The organism is Sinanaerobacter chloroacetimidivorans (genome assembly GCF_018128545.1).
Taxonomy (GTDB): Bacteria; Bacillota; Clostridia; order Peptostreptococcales; family Anaerovoracaceae; genus Sinanaerobacter; species Sinanaerobacter chloroacetimidivorans.
Genome location: NZ_JAGSND010000014.1, coordinates 59,291 through 82,137, shown reverse-complemented (window position 1 = coordinate 82,137; position 22,847 = coordinate 59,291). Strand labels below are relative to the sequence as shown.

The following is a 22,847-nucleotide window of genomic DNA, read 5'->3' as shown; positions in this document are numbered from 1 at the left end:
TTATTTTGTTCCGTATAATCTGTCTCCCGCATCTCCCAAACCAGGCACTATGTAGGCATGGTCATTTAAATGGCTATCCTTGGCTGCAATGTAGATATCCACTTCAGGATGATCCTTCTGCAGCACTTCAATTCCTTCCGGTGCGGCGATGAGACACATAAAGGACACTTTTTTAGCTCCTTTTTCCTTGATAAAATTAATCGCAGCAGATGCGGAGCCACCGGTAGCCAGCATTGGATCCACTACAATCACCTGTCTGTTTTCAATATCGGAAGGAAGCTTGCAATAATATTCCACGGGAAGATGGGTTTCCGGGTCTCTGTATAATCCTATATGACCAACCTTTGCATTTGGCACCAGCGCCAGCATACCGTCAACCATACCAAGTCCTGCTCTTAAAATCGGAACGATAGCGATATCTTCGCCCTGGAGCATTTTCATCACAGTCTTACAGATCGGAGTTTCAATTTCCACATCCATAAGAGGTAAATTTCTGGTTACTTCATATGCCATCAGCATGGAGATTTCCTTCACCAGGTCTCTGAAATCCTTTACACTTGTATCTTTGTCCCGAATCATAGCAGTCTTGTGTTGAATCAACGGATGATCAAATACATATACTTTTCCCATTGTGTTTCCTCCCTTTACACTTGTAACTAATTTTTTAAAATTTTAATACAAAATTAAATTTTGATTTTGTTTACATATTATTTAATAAGTCAACCCTGCGCTGATGGCGTCCGCCTTCAAATTCTGTTTCCAGCCAAGTATCAACGATGGCAAAAGCAGTATCCTGATCCAGTATTCTTCCGCCTAGAGATAGAACGTTGGCATCATTATGCTTTCTGCTCATCTCTGCCATAAAAGTGCTGGTGCAGAGAGCACATCGTACTCCTTTTACTTTATTGGCTGCAATGGAAATTCCAATACCGGTTCCGCAGATGACGATTCCCTTATCGGCTTCACCCTTCACCACTGCTTCTCCGCAGGCTTTTCCATAATTGGGGTAATCTACGGATTCCTCCGAATTACAACCCAAATCAAGAACCTCATATCCCTTATTCAGCAGATATTCCTGTACCTGCCCCTTCAGCGTAAAACCGCCGTGATCCCCTGCCAATGCAATTTTCATACGACACCTCCCTGGTAAAATAATTGTTTCAATTTACATCTTTTATAAGAGAACAAAACAAGTTGTGTTCGCTTGTTTTGATTTATACTTTTGCAATTCGATATCCTGCTGATTTCAGCATTCTGTTCATTACTGCAAAGCCAACTCCATCCTGCTCACTCAAAGCTCCGGCCAAGATTAAGTCTACGCCTTCTTCATCAAGATCACGAAGCCTTGCGAAAAAATCATGGGCAGCTTCAATAAAAGCTTTTTCTTCAAAAAGAATAACGCCGACTTTCAGCCCAAGGTTTTCATTCAGACCTTTTAAACGCTCTATTTCCTTTTTTACTCTGTCCCGCTGGCCTTCGATAATGGTCATGTCAGCCTTAGGCGCATAGTGTGTATATTTCATTCCGGGTGCTTTTGGTGCAGGGCCTTCGGAGTCTTCTTCGGAAACATCCCGTGGGCGATTTATATAAAGGGCCGGATCCATTTCCACCTTTCCGCCTATAGCAGCCTGTATATCTTCTGCTGTAAGAATGCCCGGACGCAATATGGTAGGAACCTCCCCGGTCATATCCAATACAGTGGACTCGATCCCCACTCTGCAGTCCCCGCCGACGAGGATAGCGTCAATTTTTCCATTCAGATCCTCTACGACATGTTCACCCTTGGTAGGGCTTGGCCTTCCTGAAATATTAGCACTGGGTGCCGCTACCGGACAGCCTGCTTTCTTGATCAGCTCCAAAGCTGCAGGATCATCCGGCATTCTGATGGCCACCGTGTCAAGCCCGCCGGTGGTAATATCCGGAACATTATCCTTTTTCGTAAGCACCATAGTCAGAGGCCCCGGCCAAAAATGATCGATAAGCTTTATAATTTTAGGTGTCAACATGGGAGTCAGCTCACCGATGTCACTTGCTCTGGAGATATGAACGATCAAAGGATTATCCGAAGGTCTTCCTTTTGCTTCATAGATTTTTGCAACTGCCTTAGGGTCTAAAGCATTGGCGCCGAGTCCGTATACCGTTTCCGTTGGAAATGCGACCAACCCGCCGTTTTTCAGTATTTCTGCGGCTTCATCCACCTTTTCCAGGGCCGCGTCAACCTTCGCATTAGCCTCTTCATCATCATAAACGACGGACAGCTCCAGAGTCTTTTTATTTAAATCACTTACATCGAAAATTTTGGTTTCCATTTTTTCTTCCTTTAATTAGAAATTCTTCATTTTTTCTGCCTGGTCCGAAGTAATCAAACCATCGATGATCTCATCCAGATCACCGTCCAGAAAATAATCCAGTTTATATATTGTTAACCCGATTCTATGATCTGATACACGACCCTGCGGGAAGTTATAGGTTCTGATTCTTTCACTTCTGTCTCCGGAGCCTACCTGACTTTTTCTGGCTTCAGAGATTTCCTTGTTCTGTTCCTGAAGCTTGGCATCATAAAGTCTGGCTCTGAGAACCTTGAAGGCTTTTTCTTTATTCTTCAACTGGGATTTTTCATCCTGACAGGTTACCACAAGTCCAGTGGGAACATGGGTTAGTCGAACCGCAGAGTCCGTGGTGTTTACGCACTGGCCGCCGTTTCCGGATGCACGGTAAACGTCTACACGAACATCATTCGGATTCAAATCCACTTCAACGTCATCAATTTCAGGCAGCACCGCTACAGTCGCTGCGGAAGTGTGAATACGTCCGCTGGATTCCGTTTCCGGTACCCTTTGCACTCTGTGTACGCCGCTTTCATATTTGAGTCTGGAATAAGCCCCTCTCCCCTTGATGAGGATAACCGCTTCTTTAATACCGCCGATTCCGGTATCGTTCACATCCATCATTTCTGTCTTCCAGCCGCGTCGTTCTGCGTATCTCATATACATTCTCAGAAGGTCGCTGCCGAAAAGTCCGGCCTCTTCTCCGCCGGTACCGGCTCTGACTTCCAGAATTACATTCTTTTCATCGTTGGGGTCTTTTGGAAGCAGCAGAACTTTCAGTTCATTGCTCAAAATTTCTACCTTTTCTTCCAGCTCGGAAAGCTCCATCTTGGCAAGCTCTTTCAGTTCTTCATCCATGCCGCCGTCACTGAGCATTTCCTTTGTGTCCTTCAGATCATCGGAAGCTTTTTTGTATTCCTTATATTTATTTACAATAGGCTCCATTTCTGACATTTCCTTGATATGCTTCTGCCAGGTAGCCTGATCACTGATTACATCAGGGTCCGACACCTTCAAGGAAAGATCCTCGTATTTCCCCTGAATAAAATCCAATTTATCGTACATTTATTTTCAACTCCTAATCTCATTTCTAAATTTAATCCCAAATAGTATACCATAATTTTTTCCGAAAAAAAACTGGAAATAAAATTTCCAGTTCATTTTGTTGCTTATTCGATATTGAACTTTTTCTTGAACTTTTCGACACGTCCGCCTCGATTGATAAACTTTTGCTGTCCCGTAAAGAACGGATGACAAGCAGAGCATACATCCAATCTCATTTCTTCTTTCATCGATTTCGTAACAAATGTGTTTCCACATGCACATGTAACAGTGCATTCCTTATAATTTGGGTGGATTCCTTCCTTCATGCTTTTCACCTCTTTTCAAATAAGTATCTATCTGAAATTTTCAATTCTAAACGATAGCTATTACATATTAGCATAAGTAGTAAAAATACGCAAGAACTTTTTTCCTTCCTGTTTTTTCTTGTATTTTTGCATTAACTGTCTTTTGACTCCGTAGTTTTTACCATAAGAGCCGGTTTTTTGCGTCTGTTGACAAAGGCGCTTTCCTCCGAACTGAGCTTAATCATGGTAACCTGATAATTGGTCAGTCCGCCGGGCTTGATCTTGTCGGATACCCGCAAGGGCTTCTTCCCTTTTGCGTAAAAAGCGGCGTTAATGCCGATTTCCTTATATAAAGAATAACTTGAAAACGGCATGTTAAAGGAGACCTCCAGGCTGTCCTCTCCCGGCAGGTCCACATGATTGATTCGTACCATTCCTTTGGACTGAATGCCGATGCCGATGCCTGTTCTGCTGTATCCTGCCGCAAGCTTGGCTATTTCCCCCAGATTGTCCGTATGATAAATTTTCACGATGGCGGCTGTGAGTCCTTCTTCTGCAACACCTTCCAGAATATTTTCCAAAATTAAGAATTGATTGTTGTAGATTTCCGTTCCTGTAGCTTTATTGGCAAAGGCCGGAGAAATGCCTACCACGATATCCGCTTCGTGTACCTCTGCGGTCTTCTTTTCCATCAGGTTAAAAAATCCTTTTGTCTTGTCCGGTATCCCCTGGGTTTCCAGAATTTTATCAGGAACGAGGGCTGAAGGTTTCTTTTTCAGCTTCTCCCAGCGTTCTCCTTTCAGACGGTATCCGGTTCCGGGACCCTGATAATCGTTGGGATCATTGAGACCTCCAAGTGTGTGAAATTCTCTGTCAAAGATGGCCGCCACCTGCAGATAGTCGCCGCAAACCCGTTCTTTCAGCATCATAAGTACGTTTTCCGCCACTTCGGGAAATCCGTAACGGTATAAAGCGCCAGCGATATCGATGGCATTGACGCCTTTATTCAGAAATTCCTGGGCTGCCACAAGGTCTGCCGCCATATGCCGGTTGGGCATTTCCTCATTGGAGTAGGCATAGGTGGCTGCTTCCACCTCTTCTTCGGTGATAGGAGGAAGGCCCAACCCCTTAAATACCGCCTGGCAGGCCCGGGCCGCCTTGTTTCTTACCGTAATGGCATCCTCCTCCAGAATGGGTTCAATGCCTCCGTCAATCTGCATATCCCGCTGGATCATATAATAATCGTCATAATCATCGCAGTCCGTGTTGGAACCTGCAAACAAATCATCAAAATTAGGAGTGGCACTGTAGCCCGAGGTGATGAAATCGGTGCCCGGCATCATCTGCATGAGCAATTTTGCAGTCCTGCGCAGATCCGAATGTGAAAAAGTCTGATCATTGCCGGAGGCAACCTCCAGATCCAGAAGAGATACCACCAGGTTTTCAGCGGCAATGGCAAGAAATCCTTCCGGAACGGCTGTGGTAATTCCGATACAGCTGATAGAGCCGTTCTGCACCCCTTGGGCACCGCAGGCACGAGCCAGAAAAACACATAGGATTTCCAGGTACAACATGGACTTTTTATCGCTGTGACCCAGCAGAACCTCAGCACCGGTTCCCGAAGTCACTCTCATCTTGATGCCACGGGACGCGTATACGGAAGACAAGAAGGCCTTGGACCAAATGGTATCATCTCCATCATCCATGGCTGCTTCTGTTCCGTAAAGGGATACGGTTTCCGCATAACTTGTGAGCCCCAGCATTCCCATCCTCACCTCCAAAGATTCCTCCATGGAGCATTGGGTCAAAACGCCTCCCCGGCAGGTTTGAGCCCCTACCAGAATTGCCAGCGCATTGAAGGGCGCATATCTGGAAACAGCACAGGTAGTCTCGATCTCGGAGAAGCCGCGCAGGGCTGCTTCCGCTGCATCGGCTGCAAGCAGTGCCGGATGATCCTTGATGTTGGTTACAATAGCCTGATTTGCAGGGGTTTTCCGAACCCTCATTTTCATCTGCCCCATCATGAGTTCCACTGCATTTAGGCATTTTACTACCTGGAGCATCTTGGCCGGTGTGATGGCTGTGGTGATCTTGATAATATCTTCCCGCTTGATATTGATATCTACAATCATTCTGGCAATGGCAGCGGCGGAATGACTCATGGCCCATTCCGCACGCTCCGGATTGATGCCGTACTGGGCAATAAAAAGCTCTAGGGAATCGAAGTCCTCATATCGCTTCCCGTCCATTTCTACGATCTTTCCGTCTTCTATCCGGATTCCGGGCTGGGGATCATAGGGGGAATTCATAGCGGAAAGTCCGCCTTCCGCCCATTCCACAAAAAAGCTATCCTGATTCACCGGTCTTTTATCTAATTTTTCAAAGCGCTTGGATCGTTTCAAAACAGTTGTCTCCCTTAATTAAATTGGCAAAGCTTTTATTTATATTGGGCTTTTTAGGAGTGCCTATTTATCTCCCTTGAATTTCTTTCTTTTTTCGTACACCTGTACGGCCTGCCGTACAAAGGCTGCATTTAAAACGGCGCCCTTAGACTCCAATTCCTCTGCTATGGCAAGCAGCTCTTCTTTTGTTGAGCGGAAAGGCCGCAACGTACCGTAGATTTTCAGAACTCGTTCGTCAGAAAAGGCTGTAAGCTCCGCTGCCCGCCGCAAATTTGACGCCATTTGCCTATTTCCGGCGGATTCAGCGATCTGGGCTTGATATTCCAGTGTGTTGGCGCTGATTCTGCAGTCTTCCGCCTTAACCTTGCCTTCCAGAACTTTTTCCATTGTGATCTCATCCAATTTTTTTCCTGTTGGGGTTAAGATCAGTTCCGGCCTTTTATCTGCCAAAGGATAATCCTTTTTTGAATGTAACGTATCCATTACCCGACTACCTCCTTTATATGAAGCTCCAGATCCACAGGAGGCTTCTTACTGACTACCAGCTCCGTTTCTTTAATATGCAGCAGGGCCGCTTTGATCTGATATTTAGCAAGAGCCATCTGATCGTTCAGCGTTGGAACCGGCTCCGGCGTATTCCCCTTTCCGTATCTGGCAGCGTTCTTTCCGATCATTCGATAAATTTCTTCGTCATACAGGGGAGCCTGGGGAAAGATCTCCAAATTGTCAAGGGGCTCCAAATCCCGTTGATGGATCATAGTAGTCCCTTTCGACTGTATGCCGATGCTGATGCCCGACCCGCTGAGCTTAGCCGCTTCATTGGCAAAGGAACTCAAGTCGGAACTGTTATAATATTTTATAAACCGCGGATGAAACCCCTCTTCTTCCACTCCTGCGGCAAGCTCCCGCACGACGATGGCATGGGATAAACCCACGATGGTCTCTCTTTGCTGTACACCAAAGGATGGGGATACCGCAATAATGATCTCATCGGACCGTCCCGAAGGTCTTGCTTCTCCCAGTTCGGTAATCTCCAGTACGTATTGTTTTTCTGATTCTGCCATTTTGTTCACCTCTAAAAGTCCTTTGGTCCTAAGATATTTTCCCTCTGCACCAGCTTGCCCCAGCGCTCCTCGGATATTTGATAGCCGGTACCCGGTCCTTCATATAGATTCGGGTCGTTCAGCGCACTTTCCAGGCCGGCATCCTCATCGAAGATGGCAGAGGTGTGCAGGTAATCTCCCGTAATTCTCTGTTTCAGCATATCCAGCACATTTTCGGAAACCTCATGATAACCCTTTTCCCATAATGCTTTTGCTACATCCAGCCCGTTATAATGGGCAAGAAACTTTTCTGCAGCCTTCAGATCCTCCACCATGTTCCGCTTGGGCATATCAAAGCTGGAATAGGCATAGGCGGCAGCTTTCACTTCCTCCTCCCGGATCTCCGGGAGATCAAAATATTGAAATACAGCCTGCAGCGCCTTGGCGCCGTAATGGCGCACCCGAATGGCATCTTCCTCCCTTACAGGCGTAAGGCCTCCGTCCACCCGCATATCCCGCTGGAGAACGTACCAGTCGTCATAATCGTCACAATCCGTGTTGGATCCTGCAAACATATCATCAAAATTAGGCATAGCACTAAAACCAGAAGTAATAAAATCCGTTCCGGGAAGAAGCTGCATAAAGACCTTGGACATTCTTCTCATGTCGGAATGAGTAAAGGTCTGATCATTTCCCGATGCAACCTCCAGATTGAGCATGGAAGCCATCAGATTTTCCGCCGCAATCACCCGAAAACCTCCCGGAACCGCCCCGGGAATCCCGATGCAGCTAACGGAACCGTTCTGGGTCCCTTGCACACCGCAGGCTTTGGTTAGGTAAAGGCATCTGGCCTCCAGATACAGCATGGACTTTTTTTCCGTATTTCCCATGAGGACTTCCGCTCCGGTGCCTGAGGTAAACCTGGTTTTGATTCCTCTGGAAGCATAGACCGAAGCCAGAAAGCCTTTGGACCAGGGGGTGTCGTCCCCGTCGGTCATGACGGCCTCGGTTCCGTAAACAGATACGGTTTCCGCATAGGATGTCAGACCCTGCATGCCCATCTTCAGCTCCAGAGATTCCTCCAGGGAACATTGTGACAGGACTCTCTTTCTGGCGCAAAGGCCTCCTACCAGCAAAGCCAGCGCATTAAAAGGTGCATATCTGGACACTGCCGTTGTAGTTTCAATTTCCGAGAATCCACGCAGCACCGCTTCTGCGGCATCTGCCGCCATGAGCACAGGGTTGTCATCCAGATTGGTGACATGGGCCTGATTGGACGGCCTTCTTCTGGCTCTCATCTTCATCTGGGCCATCATGATTTCTACTACGTTTAAATGGCTCATCACCTTTGTGATCTTTGCAGGCGTAATGGCAGTGGTGATTTCAATGACCTTCTCCCGCGGGACATTGACATCTACCAGCATCCTGGCTATTTCCAGCGTATCCAGCTTCATGGCCTCCCGGGCGTTCTCTATATTGATGCCATAGTCTGCAATATATAAATCTATGGAATCGAAGTCCTCTCTCTTCTTTCCATCCATTTCTACAATCACGCCCTCTGCAACTTCAATGCTCGGCTCCGGATCATAGTCGGATTCCATGGCAATCAGCCCCACTTCCGCCCATTCCTCAGAAAATCCGTCGAGGTTGACAGGTCTTTTTTCCAATACTTCAAATCTTTTTGATCGTTTCATCTCTCACCAATCTCCCCCTCGAAAATAATGGTCATGCAGGACATGTTGTCATCCATAGAAAAGTCAACAAAATAGTAAGCGATCTCCTGAGACAGGATCAACTCAAGATTTTGCTTCAAAATAGGAAAAAACTTGCTCACCAGTTTTCTCCTGGTATGGGCTACCGCCTGCTTGCTGTATTCGTCATCCAGGATGGACTGCTCGACGAAAGTTAAAAATTCAATACCAATAATCACTACGAGATTTCCCGTAATGATCACTTTGACATCCCGCAGGCCTTTTTGAAAATTTTTATGAACCCAGGATTTATAAAAATCTTCAACTTCCTTCCGCAATTTATTCATCATTTTGTTGTCGTAGTTTTGCCTGGTCATCCGCCGGAACTACCTTTCTGAATAATATCCTCTTAATGTGGAACTACCTTTCTGAATAATATCCTCTTAATGTGCTCTCTCCAAGAACATGTCCTTCCATGGCCCAGAACAGTTCGTTATAGTAAAACCCTTTACGGAGACCCAAAAGGGTATCCAGAGCATAAATTTTCATCTCATACAGATGCTTTCTCCCCGGTGCCGGACCGCCGTAATGAAGAGTGAGATCCTTTGAAATATCCGCATAGGGGCCATAGGGAACCGCCCAGCTGTTGGTGCCCTGTATCAGCTCCGCATCTTCCCTGCTCGCATGTTCCGGAAGAGATGTCACATTCCCGGGGATATCCGCCGCCAGCCAGTGGATCCAGCTGAATCCTTCGTCGGGAACATTGTCGTAATCCTGAAATACGATGGCAAAGGATTTGGTGCCTGCCGGCGCTCCTTCCCAGGATAACGGAAAAGACCGCTGGGGAACTCCCTCTATTACTTCCTCGGATTTGATCCCAAAACGATCCAGGATCCAGCCATCTTGTATTCCTTCACTTTTCAATAAAAACATCCTATGCACCTTCTCTTTTTTTCACAGGTATCATCACTCAAAGCTGGGCTGCCCATTTAGGAGCCAGACTCTGATCCTTCCTATTCTCCATTTCGGAATCGATCTCAAGAAAGGGCTTGTTTTTGACGATACGTGCCGCATTTTTCCCCAGCAGCTTGGCGATGTCCGGGTCTGCTGCCGGTTCATAAAAAAGGGGTCTTTTCTCTTTCAACTGTCTGGTGTAAACGGAGATCCAGCCCTCCTTTATCAGAACAGAGACACCCAACCCTCCCTGTTGGGAAGATTCATAGGCCGTCTCCGGAGAGTATTCCTCTCCCGTCTCTACCTGGTAAGGCAGTCCTTCCTCTTCCAGTCCATAACCGACAGCTCTGGCGAAAGCTTCCCCCTCCGGACTACAGAAAATTTCTATCTGCAAAGTTTTCCCACTCTTATCTCCCATCATTTTAGCCTTCTCTCATATCTTTCTCTTATATCCTTCTTTCACGGACCTCATGTTCTTCCAAATCCCTCAGATAGGATAGGAGCAAGCCTGTGGCAACAGCATTTCTCGGCCCTTCCGTACTCCTCACATTGGCTTTTCCGCTGATGATTCCGTAATAGGAAAGCACTTCCGTGACCATATTCCCCAGTTCAAAGTCCAGGGAGGAACCGCCCACCAGTACAACATGTTCAAACTCATTGATATTCCCTGTAATGGAGACTTTTCGCAATGCCCGCAATATATTTTGGATCAGAACCTTTTCCTTTGCTTCTCTCCTGACTTGCTTTATCTTTTCAAGGGGTTTTTTAGTCTTTACGGCTTTCCAGCCTTCGGGCTTTACGATGATAGTCCTGGCATAAAGCTTACTGTCAATGGGCTCTTCAAAGAACTGCACACTTCCGTCCTCATGCCGGATATGATACAGGGATTCTACCCTGGCAAGGGGGTATTTCTTAATGTCCTCCGCCAGTTTAAAATCATCCAGGCCCAGTTCTGCGCTGATCAGCATGGTCACCATATTTCCCGCACCAGCCAGATGGATGGGCTTTGTATTACCTTTTTCATCGATGAAGCAGGCATCTGTGGATCCTGCTCCGATGTCCAGGACAAGAAGAGGCTTTTCCGTTCCCGGTGTGGTTAAGGCGCCAAGCACCGCCATGCTACCCTCTACGCCGCCGATTTCTATAGGGATCCTCAATTCCTCAGAAAGCGCCTCCGCAAGGCGCTCCATATGGAGCCGGTGGGTTTTCACCATTGCCGCGATGCCCACTGCCTTTTCCATGGCAAATTCATTGGCCAGATTCCCCTGTACTTCCTTTGGAACGATGGTATCCACCGCCATGAGATCCTTGATGAATACATCTTTATAATCCTGCTCTGTTAAAGCGGCCATTTCGGCGCGCACCTTTTCCAGCATGCCGCCTACATTGGTTCCCTGGGTGCCGGTAATGTCCAGAATCTCATTTACTTTTTCCACTACACTCATAATCTCTCTGGCACCCCTGTCCACAGACGCCATGTAGGAGCGCTGACCGCCGTGCACGGTAATTTCTCCCGCGGGAATCCTGCGTTCCTTTATCTCCCCTGCGGGTGTTTTAATCACCACGGCGGAGCGGTTCCCGATGAGTGCTTTTGCTATGGGAACGATCTGCTTCGTTTCCTTTGGATTCAGCTGAAATACAGTAGCAATGCCATAGGGATTTGAAAGCAGATCGATGCAGCTTCCCGGTGCTGCAACCTCAACAGCGCAAAGCATCCCAAGAGGGACTCTGCCGATAACCTCCACTTCGTCCAGAATGGGAATCACTCGATTCAGCCTGTTTGAGACCAGTACGCCGTCATCCTTTTTTAATATGGCACCCTCTATTTCATAGCCTTCATTCCATTTATCATTAATGATTCTTGCCGCATCCAGAAAATCTATTTCCTCCGGAACGACAACAATATATTTTTCAGTTTTATCCGCATGATCCAGTTCGGTGATCAGAATGGTCTTTCCGATACCCAGACCGATGCCTCCCGGTGTGTCCGGATTGTGTCCGATCAAGGTGGACTCCGTTATGATGGTTTCTGTTATGGTTTCCATGGCAAAATCACCGATTACCGGTGTTGCTTCATTGATGCGTATCAGGTCCAGTGCGCTCAGTTCCACACTCAGCTTCCCTGTTGCATCCTTGAGAGAATGGATAATTCCCTGTATATTCTCCTTTGTTCCTTTGATTCCGGTAGTTCCGGAAATGCCGCTGACGCAAGCCGTCAGAACACCGTTCTCGATTTTCCCCAGAGCGGTTTCTGTGGTGGCATTCCCGATGTCCACGCCGGCTACATATTTGATCATGCCTTCCCTCCCTGTCTTTGTCCGAAAATGATTTGAGCTACGCTGGTTCCTAGTTGCTTCAGCGCCAAGCTGTTCTCTAATTTTATAGATCAGTAAATCAATATGAAATTGCTTTATTTAAAATTTTTTAAATGAGACCGTGTCATCTGTCTGGCAATGACTTCGAAGCCAAGAATGTACAACTCTATAGAATCATTCATTCGACGGCTGAGGGAATTGCAGATAGATGACCGGTCTCGATGAATCGTTATTTAAAGTCTATTATTTCACCATTGTTTAATCTACTCTGAACATCTTCCTGTCTTCATAGACTTCAACGGTTTCCCGCAGCAATGCGCCATTGATCTTCGCATCATACTTTGTTTCCAGCTCCTCGGCTATGGCTAATAATTCTTCCTTTGTGGAAACATGGGGTCTCATACGGTTATAGATCTGGATGATCCGTTCATCGGGAATTCTGGTCATTTCCGCAGCTCTTCTGAAGTTCGCCGCAATCTGGGGATTCCCTGCCGACTCTTCTATCTGCGCCTGATATTCCAAAGTCTGAGCGCTGATTCGGCAGTCATCCGGTGTAACCTTGCCGGATAATATGTTCTCTATATTGATCTCATCTACCGATTTGCCTGTCTGGGTTTGAATCAGCTCCGGCCGTTTTTCGTAGATGGGATAGTCTTTTAATGCATCAAGCTTTTCAGTCATAATGGGCCTCCTTCCAATACGGTTCTGACGGGAATTTTTAATCTAAATTGAATTCTTCTTCTATCGGGCGCAGGTACTTCTTGCCATACAGCATGTAATACACGATGGCCACCGCATAGACTGCCAAAACCCACTTTAGTACGGAAATATTATAAACCAATACACAAACAAATAAAAGGATTACCGTAATCAGAGCCACTACCGGAACGATTGGGTAGGTTACCTTGAAAGGCCGGTCCATATCCGGTTCGTTCTTTCTCAGGACAAATGTGGTGATGATGACGATGGTGTACATAATCAGGGCTGCAAATACGGAGATCGTAACCATTACGGCAGTCTGACCCGTCATAGCCAGCGCCAGGGCAAAGGCGGCAGGAACCAGCAAGCCTACGGTTGGACACCCCTTGCTGTTCAGCCTTGCGAAGGCAGGGGGCAGGTAACCCGTTCTTCCCATAGCAAAGGATTGTCTTGAGAAAGCCAGTACGATGGCGGAGAAGGAAGCTACCATGGAGAACAGCGCAACAACCGCAATGACCTTAGGCCAGGCACTTCCGGCACCAAGAGCCAGCTCCAGAGACTTAGCTAAAGGATAGTCGTACAGAGCCACTTCCTTATAGTCGGCAATACCGGCCGGCAGGAAGATCGCAATCAGAGAAGTGATGAACAGGGTAATGATAGCCGGAATATATCCCTTCGGAATATCCTTTCTTGGGTTTTCCATTTCTTCCGCCTGCATGGCTGCCCCATCTATAGCAAAGTAGAACCACATGGCGTAGGTCATAGCGCCGGCAACGCCTGCAAATCCGTTGGTAAAGGCTGGTTCCGTAAAGAAATTGGATGCTTCAAAGTGGGGAGCGGCAACCGCTGTGTAAATTACCAGACCGGCCAGGGAGACCAGAGTAACCACCAGCTCCAGCACGGAAGATGACTTTACGCCGAACAGGTTGATCAGTACAAAGAAACAGAAGAAACCAACCGTAGCCCAAACTGCTGGAATAGAAGGAATCAGGTAATTCACCAGGGCGCCGGTGGTGATGGCAACGGCACAAGGGGATACCAGGAAAGCAATCAGTACAGAGAAACCTGTAATGAAGCCTGCGAAAGGTCCCATAGCCTTTCTGGCATAGGCAGAAGGCCCCCCTGCATGCGGGATGCTGGTTGCCAGCTCGGTATAACAGAATAAGAAGGTAACGTACATAATGGTTACCGGTATGAAGGATACCAGGAAGGATACCGGACCGCCGGTTGCGAAGCCATAGCTGAATCCGTAATAGTCACCGGAAATTACGAGCCCAACCGCGATAGCCCAAAGATGGATCGGTTTCAGTACCTTTTTTAATTCGCCCGTTTCATGGAGCGTAACGTTTTTATCTGACATTTCATTTCCTCCTTTATTATGAAATTAAAGAATGATTCCATAGGATTAAAAAATAATATCTACATTCATGGCCTTCTTTGTTTTGTCCATCATTTCGCCTTCTTTAAAATGCATCAGGGTGGATTTCACCAGATATTTCGACGGCACCATATAATCATTCAGGATTTCCACCGGTTCCGGATTTTCTCCCTTGGCATACTTTGCGGCATTTTTTCCGATCTTTCGGTAAATTTTTTCATCATAGAGAGGTGATTGGGGAAACAATTCCAGATTATCCAGGGGAACCAGATCTCGCTGATGAATGACGATGGTTCCTCGGGACTGCAATCCTACACAGATTCCCGAGCCTGAAAGCCTGGAACCCTGGCTGGCAATTATGGCCAGATCCGTAGAATGGTACACCTTAACAAACCGGTATTTCATCCCTTCCTCTTCGATACCGGCACATAGTTCTTTCAGAATTTTGTCCAATCCGATGTCTATGATGCTCTTTTTAATTCTGGTTCCAAAGGCCGGTGAAACTGCAATGACAACTTCATCAGCGCTGGTTCCGGCCTGGGCCGTACCAAGTTCATTGACTTGGATCTTGATATCTTTTTCGTCCGTCATGCCTCTTCCCTCCTTCTTATACATCCTGGGGCTTCAGAGCATTGAATTTTTCCTTCAGCTCAGCCCAGCGTTCGTCGCTTACCCGGTAGCCTGTTCCGGGACCCATATAGTCATTTTGATTGTTGATAGCGCTCATGACCCGGAACTGATCGTCCAGAACGGAAGAAGTATGAAGATAATCGCCGATTACGCGCTGCTTCAGCATTTTCATCACTCTTTCCGCAATGTCTTCAAAGCCGTTTTCATAAAGTCCCTTTACGATATCGAACCCTGTGATTCCTCTTTCCATCATGTCTGTGGCTGCTTTCATATCCTCAGCCTTATTTCTCGGGGGCATATCCTGATAGCAATAGGCATAGGTTGCAGCTTCCACCTCTTCATCTGTGATCTCCGGCAGCCCCAGGCATTGGAATACTGTCTGGCAGACTCTGGCCGCCTTGTTTCTTACAGCAATTGCTTCCTCTTCTTTGATGGGTTTGATTCCTCCATCCACTTTCATGTCTCTCTGAAGGACGTACCAGTCATCGTAGTCATCACAGTCCTCATTGGAGCCGGCAAATACATTGTCCAGATTGGGAATTCCTCCATAGCCTGATGTAATATAATCGGTGCCCGGCATAAACTGCATGGCTAGCTTCACTCCGCGGCGGAAATCGGAATGAGTAAAGGCAGTGTCGTTTCCGGCTGCCACTTCTATGTTCAGCATAGATGCAATAAGGTTTTCCGCAGCAATGGCCCGGAAACCGTTTGGAAGGGCTGCAACAAGGGGAATAGCATTGATAGAGCCGTTTTGGATTCCCTGAACGCCGCAGGCTTTTGTCAGATACAAACATCTTACCTCCAGATAAAGCATGCTCTTTTGCTCGGCGTTTCCCATCAGCACTTCAGAACCGGTGCCGGAGGTGAAGCGGATCTTGATCCCTCTGGAAGCGTAGGCTGATGCTAAAAATGCCTTGGAATAAGCCGTATCTCCGCCATCGATCAGGACTGTTTCCGTCCCATAAACGGAGAGGGTCTCCGCATAAGAAGTGAAACCTCGCATTCCCAGTTCCAGCTCTGTGGCCTCTTCCATGGAGCATTGATTCAGGACTCCGGCTCTTCCGGTTTGCGCTCCCAGCATTAGTGCAATGGCATTAAAGGGTGCGTAACGGGCGAGAGCACAGGTGGTTTCCACCTCGGCAAAACCCCTTAGGGCTTCCTCGGCGGCATCGGCGGCAATCAGCACCGGATTGTCATCCAGGTTGGTGGCATGTGCCTGATTAGCCGGGTTTTTTCTGGCTCGCATCTTCATCTGCGCCATCATCATTTCCACCACATTGAGATGGTTGATAACCTCTACCAGCTTTGCAGGAGTACATCCTCCGCAGATTTTTACGATTTCCTGCCGGGAGACATGAATATCCACCAGCATTCTTGCGATTTCCAAAGAATCAATAGCCATAGACATATCTGCGTCCTGTACGTTAATTCCGTAGTCCGCAATAAATCTGTCCAAAGAGTCAAAATCTTTTCTTTCCTTGCCATCCATCTCCATAATCCGTCCGTTTTCAATGCGGATACTCGGTTTCGGATCATTGGGAGATTCCATGGTAATGAGACCTACCTCTTCCCATTCATAGGAAAAACCATCCTGATTAATTGGCATCTTTTCCAGTTTTTCAAACCGCTTTGACCTTTTCATCGTGACCTCCTTTTATAAAGTTAAGCAAAGCTCTCTTTGATATTCCGTCAATATCGCAGAAAGCGATATTTGCTACATAATAAAAAAACCACAAATGATCAGCTAAAAACTGTCGATTTGTGCTGTGTGCCTGACCCTTTTTCATGTCCTGCAGCTGCAGCGTCTTTCAACGTTTTTTACTTTCATTTGCGGCTTACTTCTATCTGCTTACTTAGCCTATATCCATCTGCCAATATTTTGTTTTACCTAATTATGCACTTTTCCAGCCTGCCTGTCAAGGAATATTTAAAATTGTCTGACAATTTATCGCAGAACTAATTTGCCAGCCTGCATTCAAATACCCTGTCCAATCCGGCCAAATCCTTGATGATACGAATGTCTTCGAATTTTCCTGTTTCCGAGGCCAGTGCAGTCAAAGCCGCTGCCTGATTATGCCCCATTTCAAGAAAAAGCATACCGTTCTTTTTCAGGTACGAAGGTGCGTCCGTAAAAATACGTCTGTAAAAATCCAGACCATCCTCTCCGCCATCCAGAGCCAGCATTGGTTCATGCAAAGCCACTTCCCTCTGCAGGGTTGGGATTACCGAGCTCTCAATATAGGGGGGATTGGAGACGATAAGGTGGAATTTCGATCCGCCCAGTCCTTTTCTTAAAGATCCGAACAAATCGCTCTCAGCAAAGCGGATCCGCTTTTCCACGCCCGCTCGCTGTGCGTTTTCTTTTGCAACTTCCAAAGCCTTTTTACTGATATCCGCAGCGGTTACCTTAACGTTGTTTACATGCTTGCAGAGGCTTACACCGATAGCGCCGCTGCCGCAGCACAGATCCAGAACCTGAAAACCCCCGGATGGTTTTTTTACATTTTTTAAGCCTTTTTGCAGCATGGCAATCACGTCTTCCACGAGTGTCTCCGTGTCTTGTCTTGGAATCAATACATTTTCATTTACTTTAAAAGGGATGCCCATAAACTCCTGAACCCCGGTGATATATTGTACGGGCATACCGCCGGCCCTGATATCGATCAGCTTAAAGTATTCCTCGCATGATTTTTCATCCAGAAGGGTAGGCGATTTGATAAAAAGCTGGGTCTTATTGAAAGCAAGCATATGGCACAAAAGAATCTCCGCATCGATTTTAGGGTCCATACATCCGGCTTTTTGAAGGGCAGATTCTCCAATTTGTAACAGTTCTTTTATGATTAGACTCATCTATGGTTTACTCCTGTTCTTGCTCCAATTCATCTGATTCCGCTTCTTTTGGCACCGTTGGCACTAGATTGCCTTCTCTGTCGCATTCACCCTCATAGGTGGGGGTCTCCGGCGAGACCAGTACTGCTTTCATTGCAGCAATAGCTACCTCCAGCTGTCTTTCTTCGGGCTCCTTTGTCGTAAGCTTCTGAAGCAGAAGTCCCGGAACGCTGAGAAATTTTACAATAACGGAATCACTACGCCCTGCCCATCGAAGAAGCTCATAGGAAAGCCCCGCAATGACAGGAATCAGCAGCAATCTGGATGCTATGCGCCAAAAAAGGTTTGGCCATCCCAGCAGGGAAAACAGCAGCAGACTGATTACCATGACAAACATGAGAAAGCTGGTTCCGCATCTGGGATGCAGTGTTTTAAAAGGCTTGCAGTTCTCAGGCGTCAAAGGCAGGCCATTTTCATAGCAATGGATGCATTTGTGCTCCGCTCCATGAAACTGGAATACCGTCTGTATATCTTTCATCTTTGAAATAAGTAAAATATATAATACAAAAACGAGAATACGAAAAATTCCTTCGATTAGATTCAGCGCGACTTCATTTTGTGTCACATATTTCATTACGCTGACCACTGCCGTAGGGCCTATAATGAAGATCCCTACCGTAAACAGGATGGCGAGAAAAACGGACACGTAAAGCATAGCATTTAAAGCGCCTTTTTCTCCGTATTTTTTTTCAAGCCAGAGGGTCAGTTTATCCTTTTCAAAGGCTTCTCCCCCTTCGCTGTCCTCCAGTACCTCGGCAGAATAAAGCAGTGTTCTGGTTCCTGTAACCAGAGCATCCACAAAGACGAACACGCCCCGCAGTATCGGAATTTTCCGCAGTTTTCCCGGCTTTTTCAACATCTCTGTTTTGATGTGAAGCTTCCCGTTTGGCTTTCTTATCACCACTGCAGTACGGTCTTCGCCTTTCATCATGATGCCTTCCAGCACGGCCTGTCCTCCAACTTTAGTCGGACAGGCATTTTTTATAAAAATTTTCTTAAAATCCATTGTTTATTCAACTTTCCAGCTTTGTCTTTTATGATTATTACCTTCAATTTTACAGCTGTGTCTTTTTCTGATTATTTTATTTAACTTTCCAGCTTTGTTTTTTTAATGATTTGAATGAAGTCCGCATTGTTCTTCGTATGAGCCAGCTGATCAATAATGTTTTCCGTAACCTCCTGGGTCCCGATATTGGCCATAGCTCTTCGCATGGTCCATATGGCTTCCAGCTCGTCCTGACTCATCAGCAGATCTTCTCTTCTTGTTCCTGATTTATTGAGATTGATAGCAGGGAAGATACGTTTTTCCGACAATTTGCGATCCAAATGCAGCTCCATATTTCCTGTTCCCTTGAACTCCTCAAAGATGACATCGTCCATACGGCTGCCTGTCTCTACCAATGCCGTGGCAAGAATCGTAATACTGCCACCTTCTTCCATCTTTCTTGCGGCTCCAAAGAATTTCTTCGGTTTATGCAAAGCTCCGGGATCAAGTCCGCCGGACAGGGTTCTTCCGGTAGGTGGAATCACCAGATTATAGGCTCTGGCCAGCCTGGTGATGCTGTCAAGCAGGATTACCACATCCTTGCCGTGTTCCACAAGACGCTGTGCCCTTGCCAGAACCATCTCCGCAACCTTTACATGATTCTGCGGCAGCTCATCAAAGGTAGAGTATATAACCTCTCCGCCGATGGATCGCTGCATATCCGTGACTTCCTCCGGTCTTTCATCCACAAGCAGTACGATCATTTCAATTTCCGGATAGATCTTTTCGATACTGTTGGCCACTTTCTTCAGCAGCACGGTTTTACCTGCCTTCGGTGGTGCAACAATCAGTCCCCTTTGACCTTTTCCGATTGGCGCCACGATATCGATCAACCGCATGGAAAGCTCTGTTGCTCCGCTTTCCAATGAGATACGCTGATTAGGAAAAATCGGCGTCAAATCGTCGAAATCCGGTCTTCTGATGGCGACTCCCGGTTCGTCTCCGTTTACTGTATTTACATACAACAAAGCACCAAATTTTTCCCCTTCATTTGGTCTTCTTGTAATTCCTTTAATTTTATCCCCTGTTTTTAAATTGAATCTTCTGATTTGAGATGGTGAAACATAGATATCCTTATCACTGGTAAGGAAATTATGGAATCTTAGAAATCCGAAACCGCCTTCTGCAATTTCCAGAATACCTTCTACCTCAGGCCGGTCCTCCCGCGGACCTTGAATCTTTTTCTCCTGTGCAGAGGGAGATTCTTTTTCGGCAGCTTCTTCTTTAACAGTCTCTGCTTCTTTCACTTCTTTTTTAACAGTCTCTGCTTCTTTTACTTCTTTTTTAACAGTCTCTGCTTCTCTTACTTCTCTAGTTTCTTTTATATCTGTTGCTTCTTTCTTTTCTTTTTCGAACTTCTTCGTTTTTTCTGGTCTGCTCTCTCTCTCTTTAGTTGCCTTTTCCGCAGGGACAGCTTCCTTATATTCCGTACCAGTTTTGTTCTCGGAAAGCATTTCGCCCTGAGGTACTGTCGGACCAGACCTTGTCAGTGCCTCGATCAGTTCTGCTTTTTTCATTTTATCAAAGCCTTCCAGCTGAAAGGTCTTTGCAATTTCACGCAGTTCCGATACTTTTTTGTTTTTTAAAACCTCTATCTCCATATTCCCTCCCTATTGGTATATCCGGATAGCATTAAATTCTTCATTTTTATTTTCCTCATAGTATTTTCATTTTTGTTATGTATTTCCAGGCAAATTAGGTAGGAAGGCGGACTCGATTACGAATCGAATTATGTTTTACTTGATTTCAAGAATTTTCACACCATCACAAATAAAGGTTACTTCTTTGCCTTTTACCGGTGTATTCAGAATCTGACTATTTCGATCCACAACATAGTGAATTTCGTCTCCGTCCGCATTCTTGACGGTTAGTACCGAGGTGGTACCGTTTACCTTTTCAATGGCAGTGATGAGTCCTACTCGTGATTCGGTTTTTGTTATAACATGAAGCTGCAACGCATTTGCAGACTGGCCTGCGCTTTGATCAAGAAATGCGCCCCATGCCACCACAGAAGAAACTCCGGTTTTCATTCCTTTTAGACCATTATAATTCAACTTTCCATCAATTACAATCTGTGTTTTGGCATTTATTTGAATCACTCTTGCAGTTCCGTCTGATTGTGTCATCATAATTAAATTATTTATGGAATCCACGGATACGATAGTCCCGCGATAAGATTGAACTTCCTTTTCCACCTGATAGTCATCCGTTTTTGCAGCTTCAAATACACGGTTGGCAATGGCTGCGAATTCTGCACGCTTAATGCCATTGGCAGGATGGAACATTTTTGTATCATCCCCTTGCATAATTCCCTGGCGATACAAAAGATCTATATAAGGCAAAGCACCTGATGAAATATCATCTTTATCCGAATAGATAAGGGAATAGGCCGGAGCTAGGCTTTTTTTCATAGCCTTGCCGGTCCAAACAGCTGCCTGTTCTCTCGGAGCTAATTTTCCATAACCGCTTTCATCGTCGGTAAAGTCCAAAAGCTCTGCCTCCGTAACCAAATTATATTTTAACCCATAAGCTACATATTTTTGAGCCCAGCCGGCAATTTTGTGAGCAGTGAAAAGCTGTTGATAATCGGCAGAAAAATCCTCCTGGCTTTCCAGCTTCCCGGCTGCCGCCAGGGCGCGATACAGCATGGACATGGCCTCTTCTCTTGTTACTTGAGTTTCAGGAAGAAATTGATAGGTTCCCTTTGGAGTCAGATAACCATTGATAATTCCTTTATTGGCAGAAAAATCTATGTACGGATAACCCCAGTACGAGGTCTTCACATCGGTGAAATCAGCAGCACTCATCCCATAAGTATAGGGATTTTGGAGCCACTGCCCTCCGGCAGCGAAGGTCATTGTCATAAAAAGGATTAACAGCCAGCTTGTTCGCTTTCTCATTTTGTTACCTCAACGGTGCCAGGCACCATACGTTTTGACCAGATCCTCATAATATGAGCCTTTTCATCTCTTTTACTCCTGCACAGCAGCTTCTGAGGTAGTCTTTGGCTCAATAGAATAAATTTGTGTTATCATCTCTGCCGTTCCCTCCGCATCAGGAATCACATACCAGGGAGCTGCCGACTGTGGTGTTCCGGGCAGCATATAGGTGGTGATATCCTCCGAGGTAATTCCCATCGCTTTCGTAGCCAGTTTTGTGGCTTTACCGATGGTAATATCCGACTCTACATTTTCAAAAACTGTTTTCGCAATCTTCGGGAGTTCAAAGCTCAGGCATTGCTTGAAAGCGGATTTCATAAATTCCTGCTGTGCTTTCACTCTGCCGATATCTCCTTCTGTATATCCCTTACGGTACCTTAAAAACTGAACCGCTTTTTTACCGTCCAACACCTGATGCCCTTTTGGAATATTGATCACAAGCGGCGGTTTATCATAAGGATCGTTATATTTCATCGTAAAGGGAATTTCCATAGGCACGCCGCCCATGGAATCCACGATCTTTTCAACGCCTTTATAGTCGATGACTGCGTAATAATTGATCGGCATACCCAGCAGGATTTCACTGACTGCCTTCGCAGTATTTAACGGATTTTTTCGATAGGCCGCGTTCAGTTTATTCTCTGCTTCCCCGTTATAGCCGTCTCTATGGTAATACGTATCTCTTGGCACGGAAATCAAATCCACATGCTTGGCGTCCATGTCAAAGCTTGCTACCATAATGGTGTCCGTCAACCCACTGTTAACTCCCAAAAGGAGTATGTTGACTCTATTTTTGTCGCTGAATGCTTCAAAAAACGGGCTATCCTTGCTGACCAGCACCGGAAGTTCTTCCTCCAAGACCACAGGGGGTTCTCCAAAGATGGTCTGGCCTGTTACCTTTCCGAAAATGGCCATACCAGGTGTGCATAAAAGGACAAACAGCAGGAATGCTAATAAAAAGGTTCTGAAAAAACTAGCAACAGGGCTTCTTTGTTTTTTTACGTTCATTTCTGATTTCATTACCGGTTTCATACTTCGAATCTTTCCTCTCTTTTCCCCAGTTAGGCTTACCGAACATTCAAAAATGACTGAATACCACTGATTCAGCATTCAGCTTGATTCGGCTCGCCGGATTGGAGGCTGAAAAGCAGGCGTTTCCACAGGATTGGCCTGCTTTTTACAGATG

At 46.1% G+C, this 22,847-nt stretch carries 23 protein-coding genes; all 23 read right to left on the bottom strand.

Features of this window, described 5'->3' with window-relative positions:
- Positions 1-630: a uracil phosphoribosyltransferase gene (gene upp, locus KCX82_RS17205; protein ID WP_227019729.1), complete on the bottom strand. Its 630-nt coding sequence runs from the start codon at positions 628-630 to the stop codon at positions 1-3.
- Positions 631-700: 70 nt separating this feature from the next.
- Positions 701-1,132, bottom strand: coding sequence for a ribose 5-phosphate isomerase B (gene rpiB, locus KCX82_RS17200; protein ID WP_227019728.1), 432 nt, complete (start codon positions 1,130-1,132; stop codon positions 701-703).
- An 82-nt stretch (positions 1,133-1,214) separates the two neighbouring features.
- Complete coding sequence (locus tag KCX82_RS17195) at positions 1,215-2,309, bottom strand: L-threonylcarbamoyladenylate synthase (protein WP_227019727.1); 1,095 nt, start codon at positions 2,307-2,309, stop codon at positions 1,215-1,217.
- Positions 2,310-2,324: 15 nt separating this feature from the next.
- Positions 2,325-3,392: a peptide chain release factor 1 gene (gene prfA, locus KCX82_RS17190; protein ID WP_227019726.1), complete on the bottom strand. Its 1,068-nt coding sequence runs from the start codon at positions 3,390-3,392 to the stop codon at positions 2,325-2,327.
- A 104-nt stretch (positions 3,393-3,496) separates the two neighbouring features.
- Positions 3,497-3,697 carry a 50S ribosomal protein L31 gene (rpmE, locus tag KCX82_RS17185; protein ID WP_227019725.1) on the bottom strand — a complete coding sequence of 67 codons (201 nt, stop codon included), beginning with the start codon at positions 3,695-3,697 and terminating at the stop codon, positions 3,497-3,499.
- A 131-nt stretch (positions 3,698-3,828) separates the two neighbouring features.
- Entirely contained in the window at positions 3,829-6,078 is a 2,250-nt protein-coding gene (locus KCX82_RS17175; RefSeq protein ID WP_465250675.1) for a propanediol/glycerol family dehydratase large subunit, read from the bottom strand.
- A gap of 63 nt (positions 6,079-6,141) precedes the next feature.
- Complete coding sequence (locus KCX82_RS17170; protein ID WP_227019724.1) at positions 6,142-6,561, bottom strand: diol dehydratase small subunit; 420 nt, start codon at positions 6,559-6,561, stop codon at positions 6,142-6,144.
- Complete coding sequence (locus tag KCX82_RS17165; protein WP_227019723.1) at positions 6,561-7,142, bottom strand: propanediol/glycerol family dehydratase medium subunit; 582 nt, start codon at positions 7,140-7,142, stop codon at positions 6,561-6,563. The genes KCX82_RS17170 and KCX82_RS17165 overlap by 1 nt, the downstream gene beginning before the upstream one ends.
- A gap of 11 nt (positions 7,143-7,153) precedes the next feature.
- Positions 7,154-8,815 carry a propanediol/glycerol family dehydratase large subunit gene (locus KCX82_RS17160; protein ID WP_227019722.1) on the bottom strand — a complete coding sequence of 554 codons (1,662 nt, stop codon included), beginning with the start codon at positions 8,813-8,815 and terminating at the stop codon, positions 7,154-7,156.
- Positions 8,812-9,162, bottom strand: coding sequence for a Na-translocating system protein MpsC family protein (locus tag KCX82_RS17155; RefSeq protein WP_227019721.1), 351 nt, complete (start codon positions 9,160-9,162; stop codon positions 8,812-8,814). The genes KCX82_RS17160 and KCX82_RS17155 overlap by 4 nt, the downstream gene beginning before the upstream one ends.
- Positions 9,163-9,232: 70 nt before the next feature.
- Positions 9,233-9,745: a YbhB/YbcL family Raf kinase inhibitor-like protein gene (locus KCX82_RS17150; protein ID WP_227019720.1), complete on the bottom strand. Its 513-nt coding sequence runs from the start codon at positions 9,743-9,745 to the stop codon at positions 9,233-9,235.
- Between the two features lie 37 nt (positions 9,746-9,782).
- The gene (locus tag KCX82_RS17145; RefSeq protein WP_227019719.1) at positions 9,783-10,184 is read right to left on the bottom strand and encodes a glycerol dehydratase reactivase beta/small subunit family protein; all 402 of its coding nucleotides are present in this window, start codon (positions 10,182-10,184) and stop codon (positions 9,783-9,785) included.
- A gap of 28 nt (positions 10,185-10,212) precedes the next feature.
- Positions 10,213-12,063 (bottom strand): diol dehydratase reactivase subunit alpha, encoded by a 1,851-nt coding sequence (locus KCX82_RS17140; protein ID WP_264373313.1) that lies wholly within the window; start codon positions 12,061-12,063, stop codon positions 10,213-10,215.
- A gap of 276 nt (positions 12,064-12,339) precedes the next feature.
- Positions 12,340-12,762, bottom strand: coding sequence for a diol dehydratase small subunit (locus tag KCX82_RS17135; RefSeq protein ID WP_227019718.1), 423 nt, complete (start codon positions 12,760-12,762; stop codon positions 12,340-12,342).
- A 37-nt stretch (positions 12,763-12,799) separates the two neighbouring features.
- A complete protein-coding gene (gene eat / locus KCX82_RS17130) occupies positions 12,800-14,140 on the bottom strand; it encodes an ethanolamine permease (RefSeq protein ID WP_227019717.1) in 1,341 nt (446 codons plus the stop codon).
- A 45-nt stretch (positions 14,141-14,185) separates the two neighbouring features.
- Positions 14,186-14,749 carry a propanediol/glycerol family dehydratase medium subunit gene (locus KCX82_RS17125; RefSeq protein ID WP_227019716.1) on the bottom strand — a complete coding sequence of 188 codons (564 nt, stop codon included), beginning with the start codon at positions 14,747-14,749 and terminating at the stop codon, positions 14,186-14,188.
- A gap of 16 nt (positions 14,750-14,765) precedes the next feature.
- The gene (locus tag KCX82_RS17120) at positions 14,766-16,430 is read right to left on the bottom strand and encodes a propanediol/glycerol family dehydratase large subunit (protein WP_227019715.1); all 1,665 of its coding nucleotides are present in this window, start codon (positions 16,428-16,430) and stop codon (positions 14,766-14,768) included.
- Positions 16,408-16,575, bottom strand: a complete 168-nt coding sequence (locus KCX82_RS17115; RefSeq protein ID WP_227019714.1) for a hypothetical protein — start codon at positions 16,573-16,575, stop codon at positions 16,408-16,410. Before KCX82_RS17115 ends, KCX82_RS17120 begins: the two co-directional genes overlap by 23 nt.
- A gap of 169 nt (positions 16,576-16,744) precedes the next feature.
- Positions 16,745-17,638: a peptide chain release factor N(5)-glutamine methyltransferase gene (prmC, locus tag KCX82_RS17110; RefSeq protein ID WP_227019713.1), complete on the bottom strand. Its 894-nt coding sequence runs from the start codon at positions 17,636-17,638 to the stop codon at positions 16,745-16,747.
- Positions 17,639-17,645: 7 nt separating this feature from the next.
- Entirely contained in the window at positions 17,646-18,683 is a 1,038-nt protein-coding gene (locus tag KCX82_RS17105) for a DUF1385 domain-containing protein (protein ID WP_227019712.1), read from the bottom strand.
- An 80-nt stretch (positions 18,684-18,763) separates the two neighbouring features.
- Positions 18,764-20,323, bottom strand: a complete 1,560-nt coding sequence (gene rho / locus KCX82_RS17100) for a transcription termination factor Rho (RefSeq protein WP_227019711.1) — start codon at positions 20,321-20,323, stop codon at positions 18,764-18,766.
- 135 nt (positions 20,324-20,458) lie between these two features.
- The gene (locus KCX82_RS17095) at positions 20,459-21,622 is read right to left on the bottom strand and encodes an S-layer homology domain-containing protein (protein WP_227019710.1); all 1,164 of its coding nucleotides are present in this window, start codon (positions 21,620-21,622) and stop codon (positions 20,459-20,461) included.
- 72 nt (positions 21,623-21,694) lie between these two features.
- The gene (locus KCX82_RS17090) at positions 21,695-22,669 is read right to left on the bottom strand and encodes an LCP family protein (protein WP_227019709.1); all 975 of its coding nucleotides are present in this window, start codon (positions 22,667-22,669) and stop codon (positions 21,695-21,697) included.
- Positions 22,670-22,847: the final 178 nt, after the last annotated feature.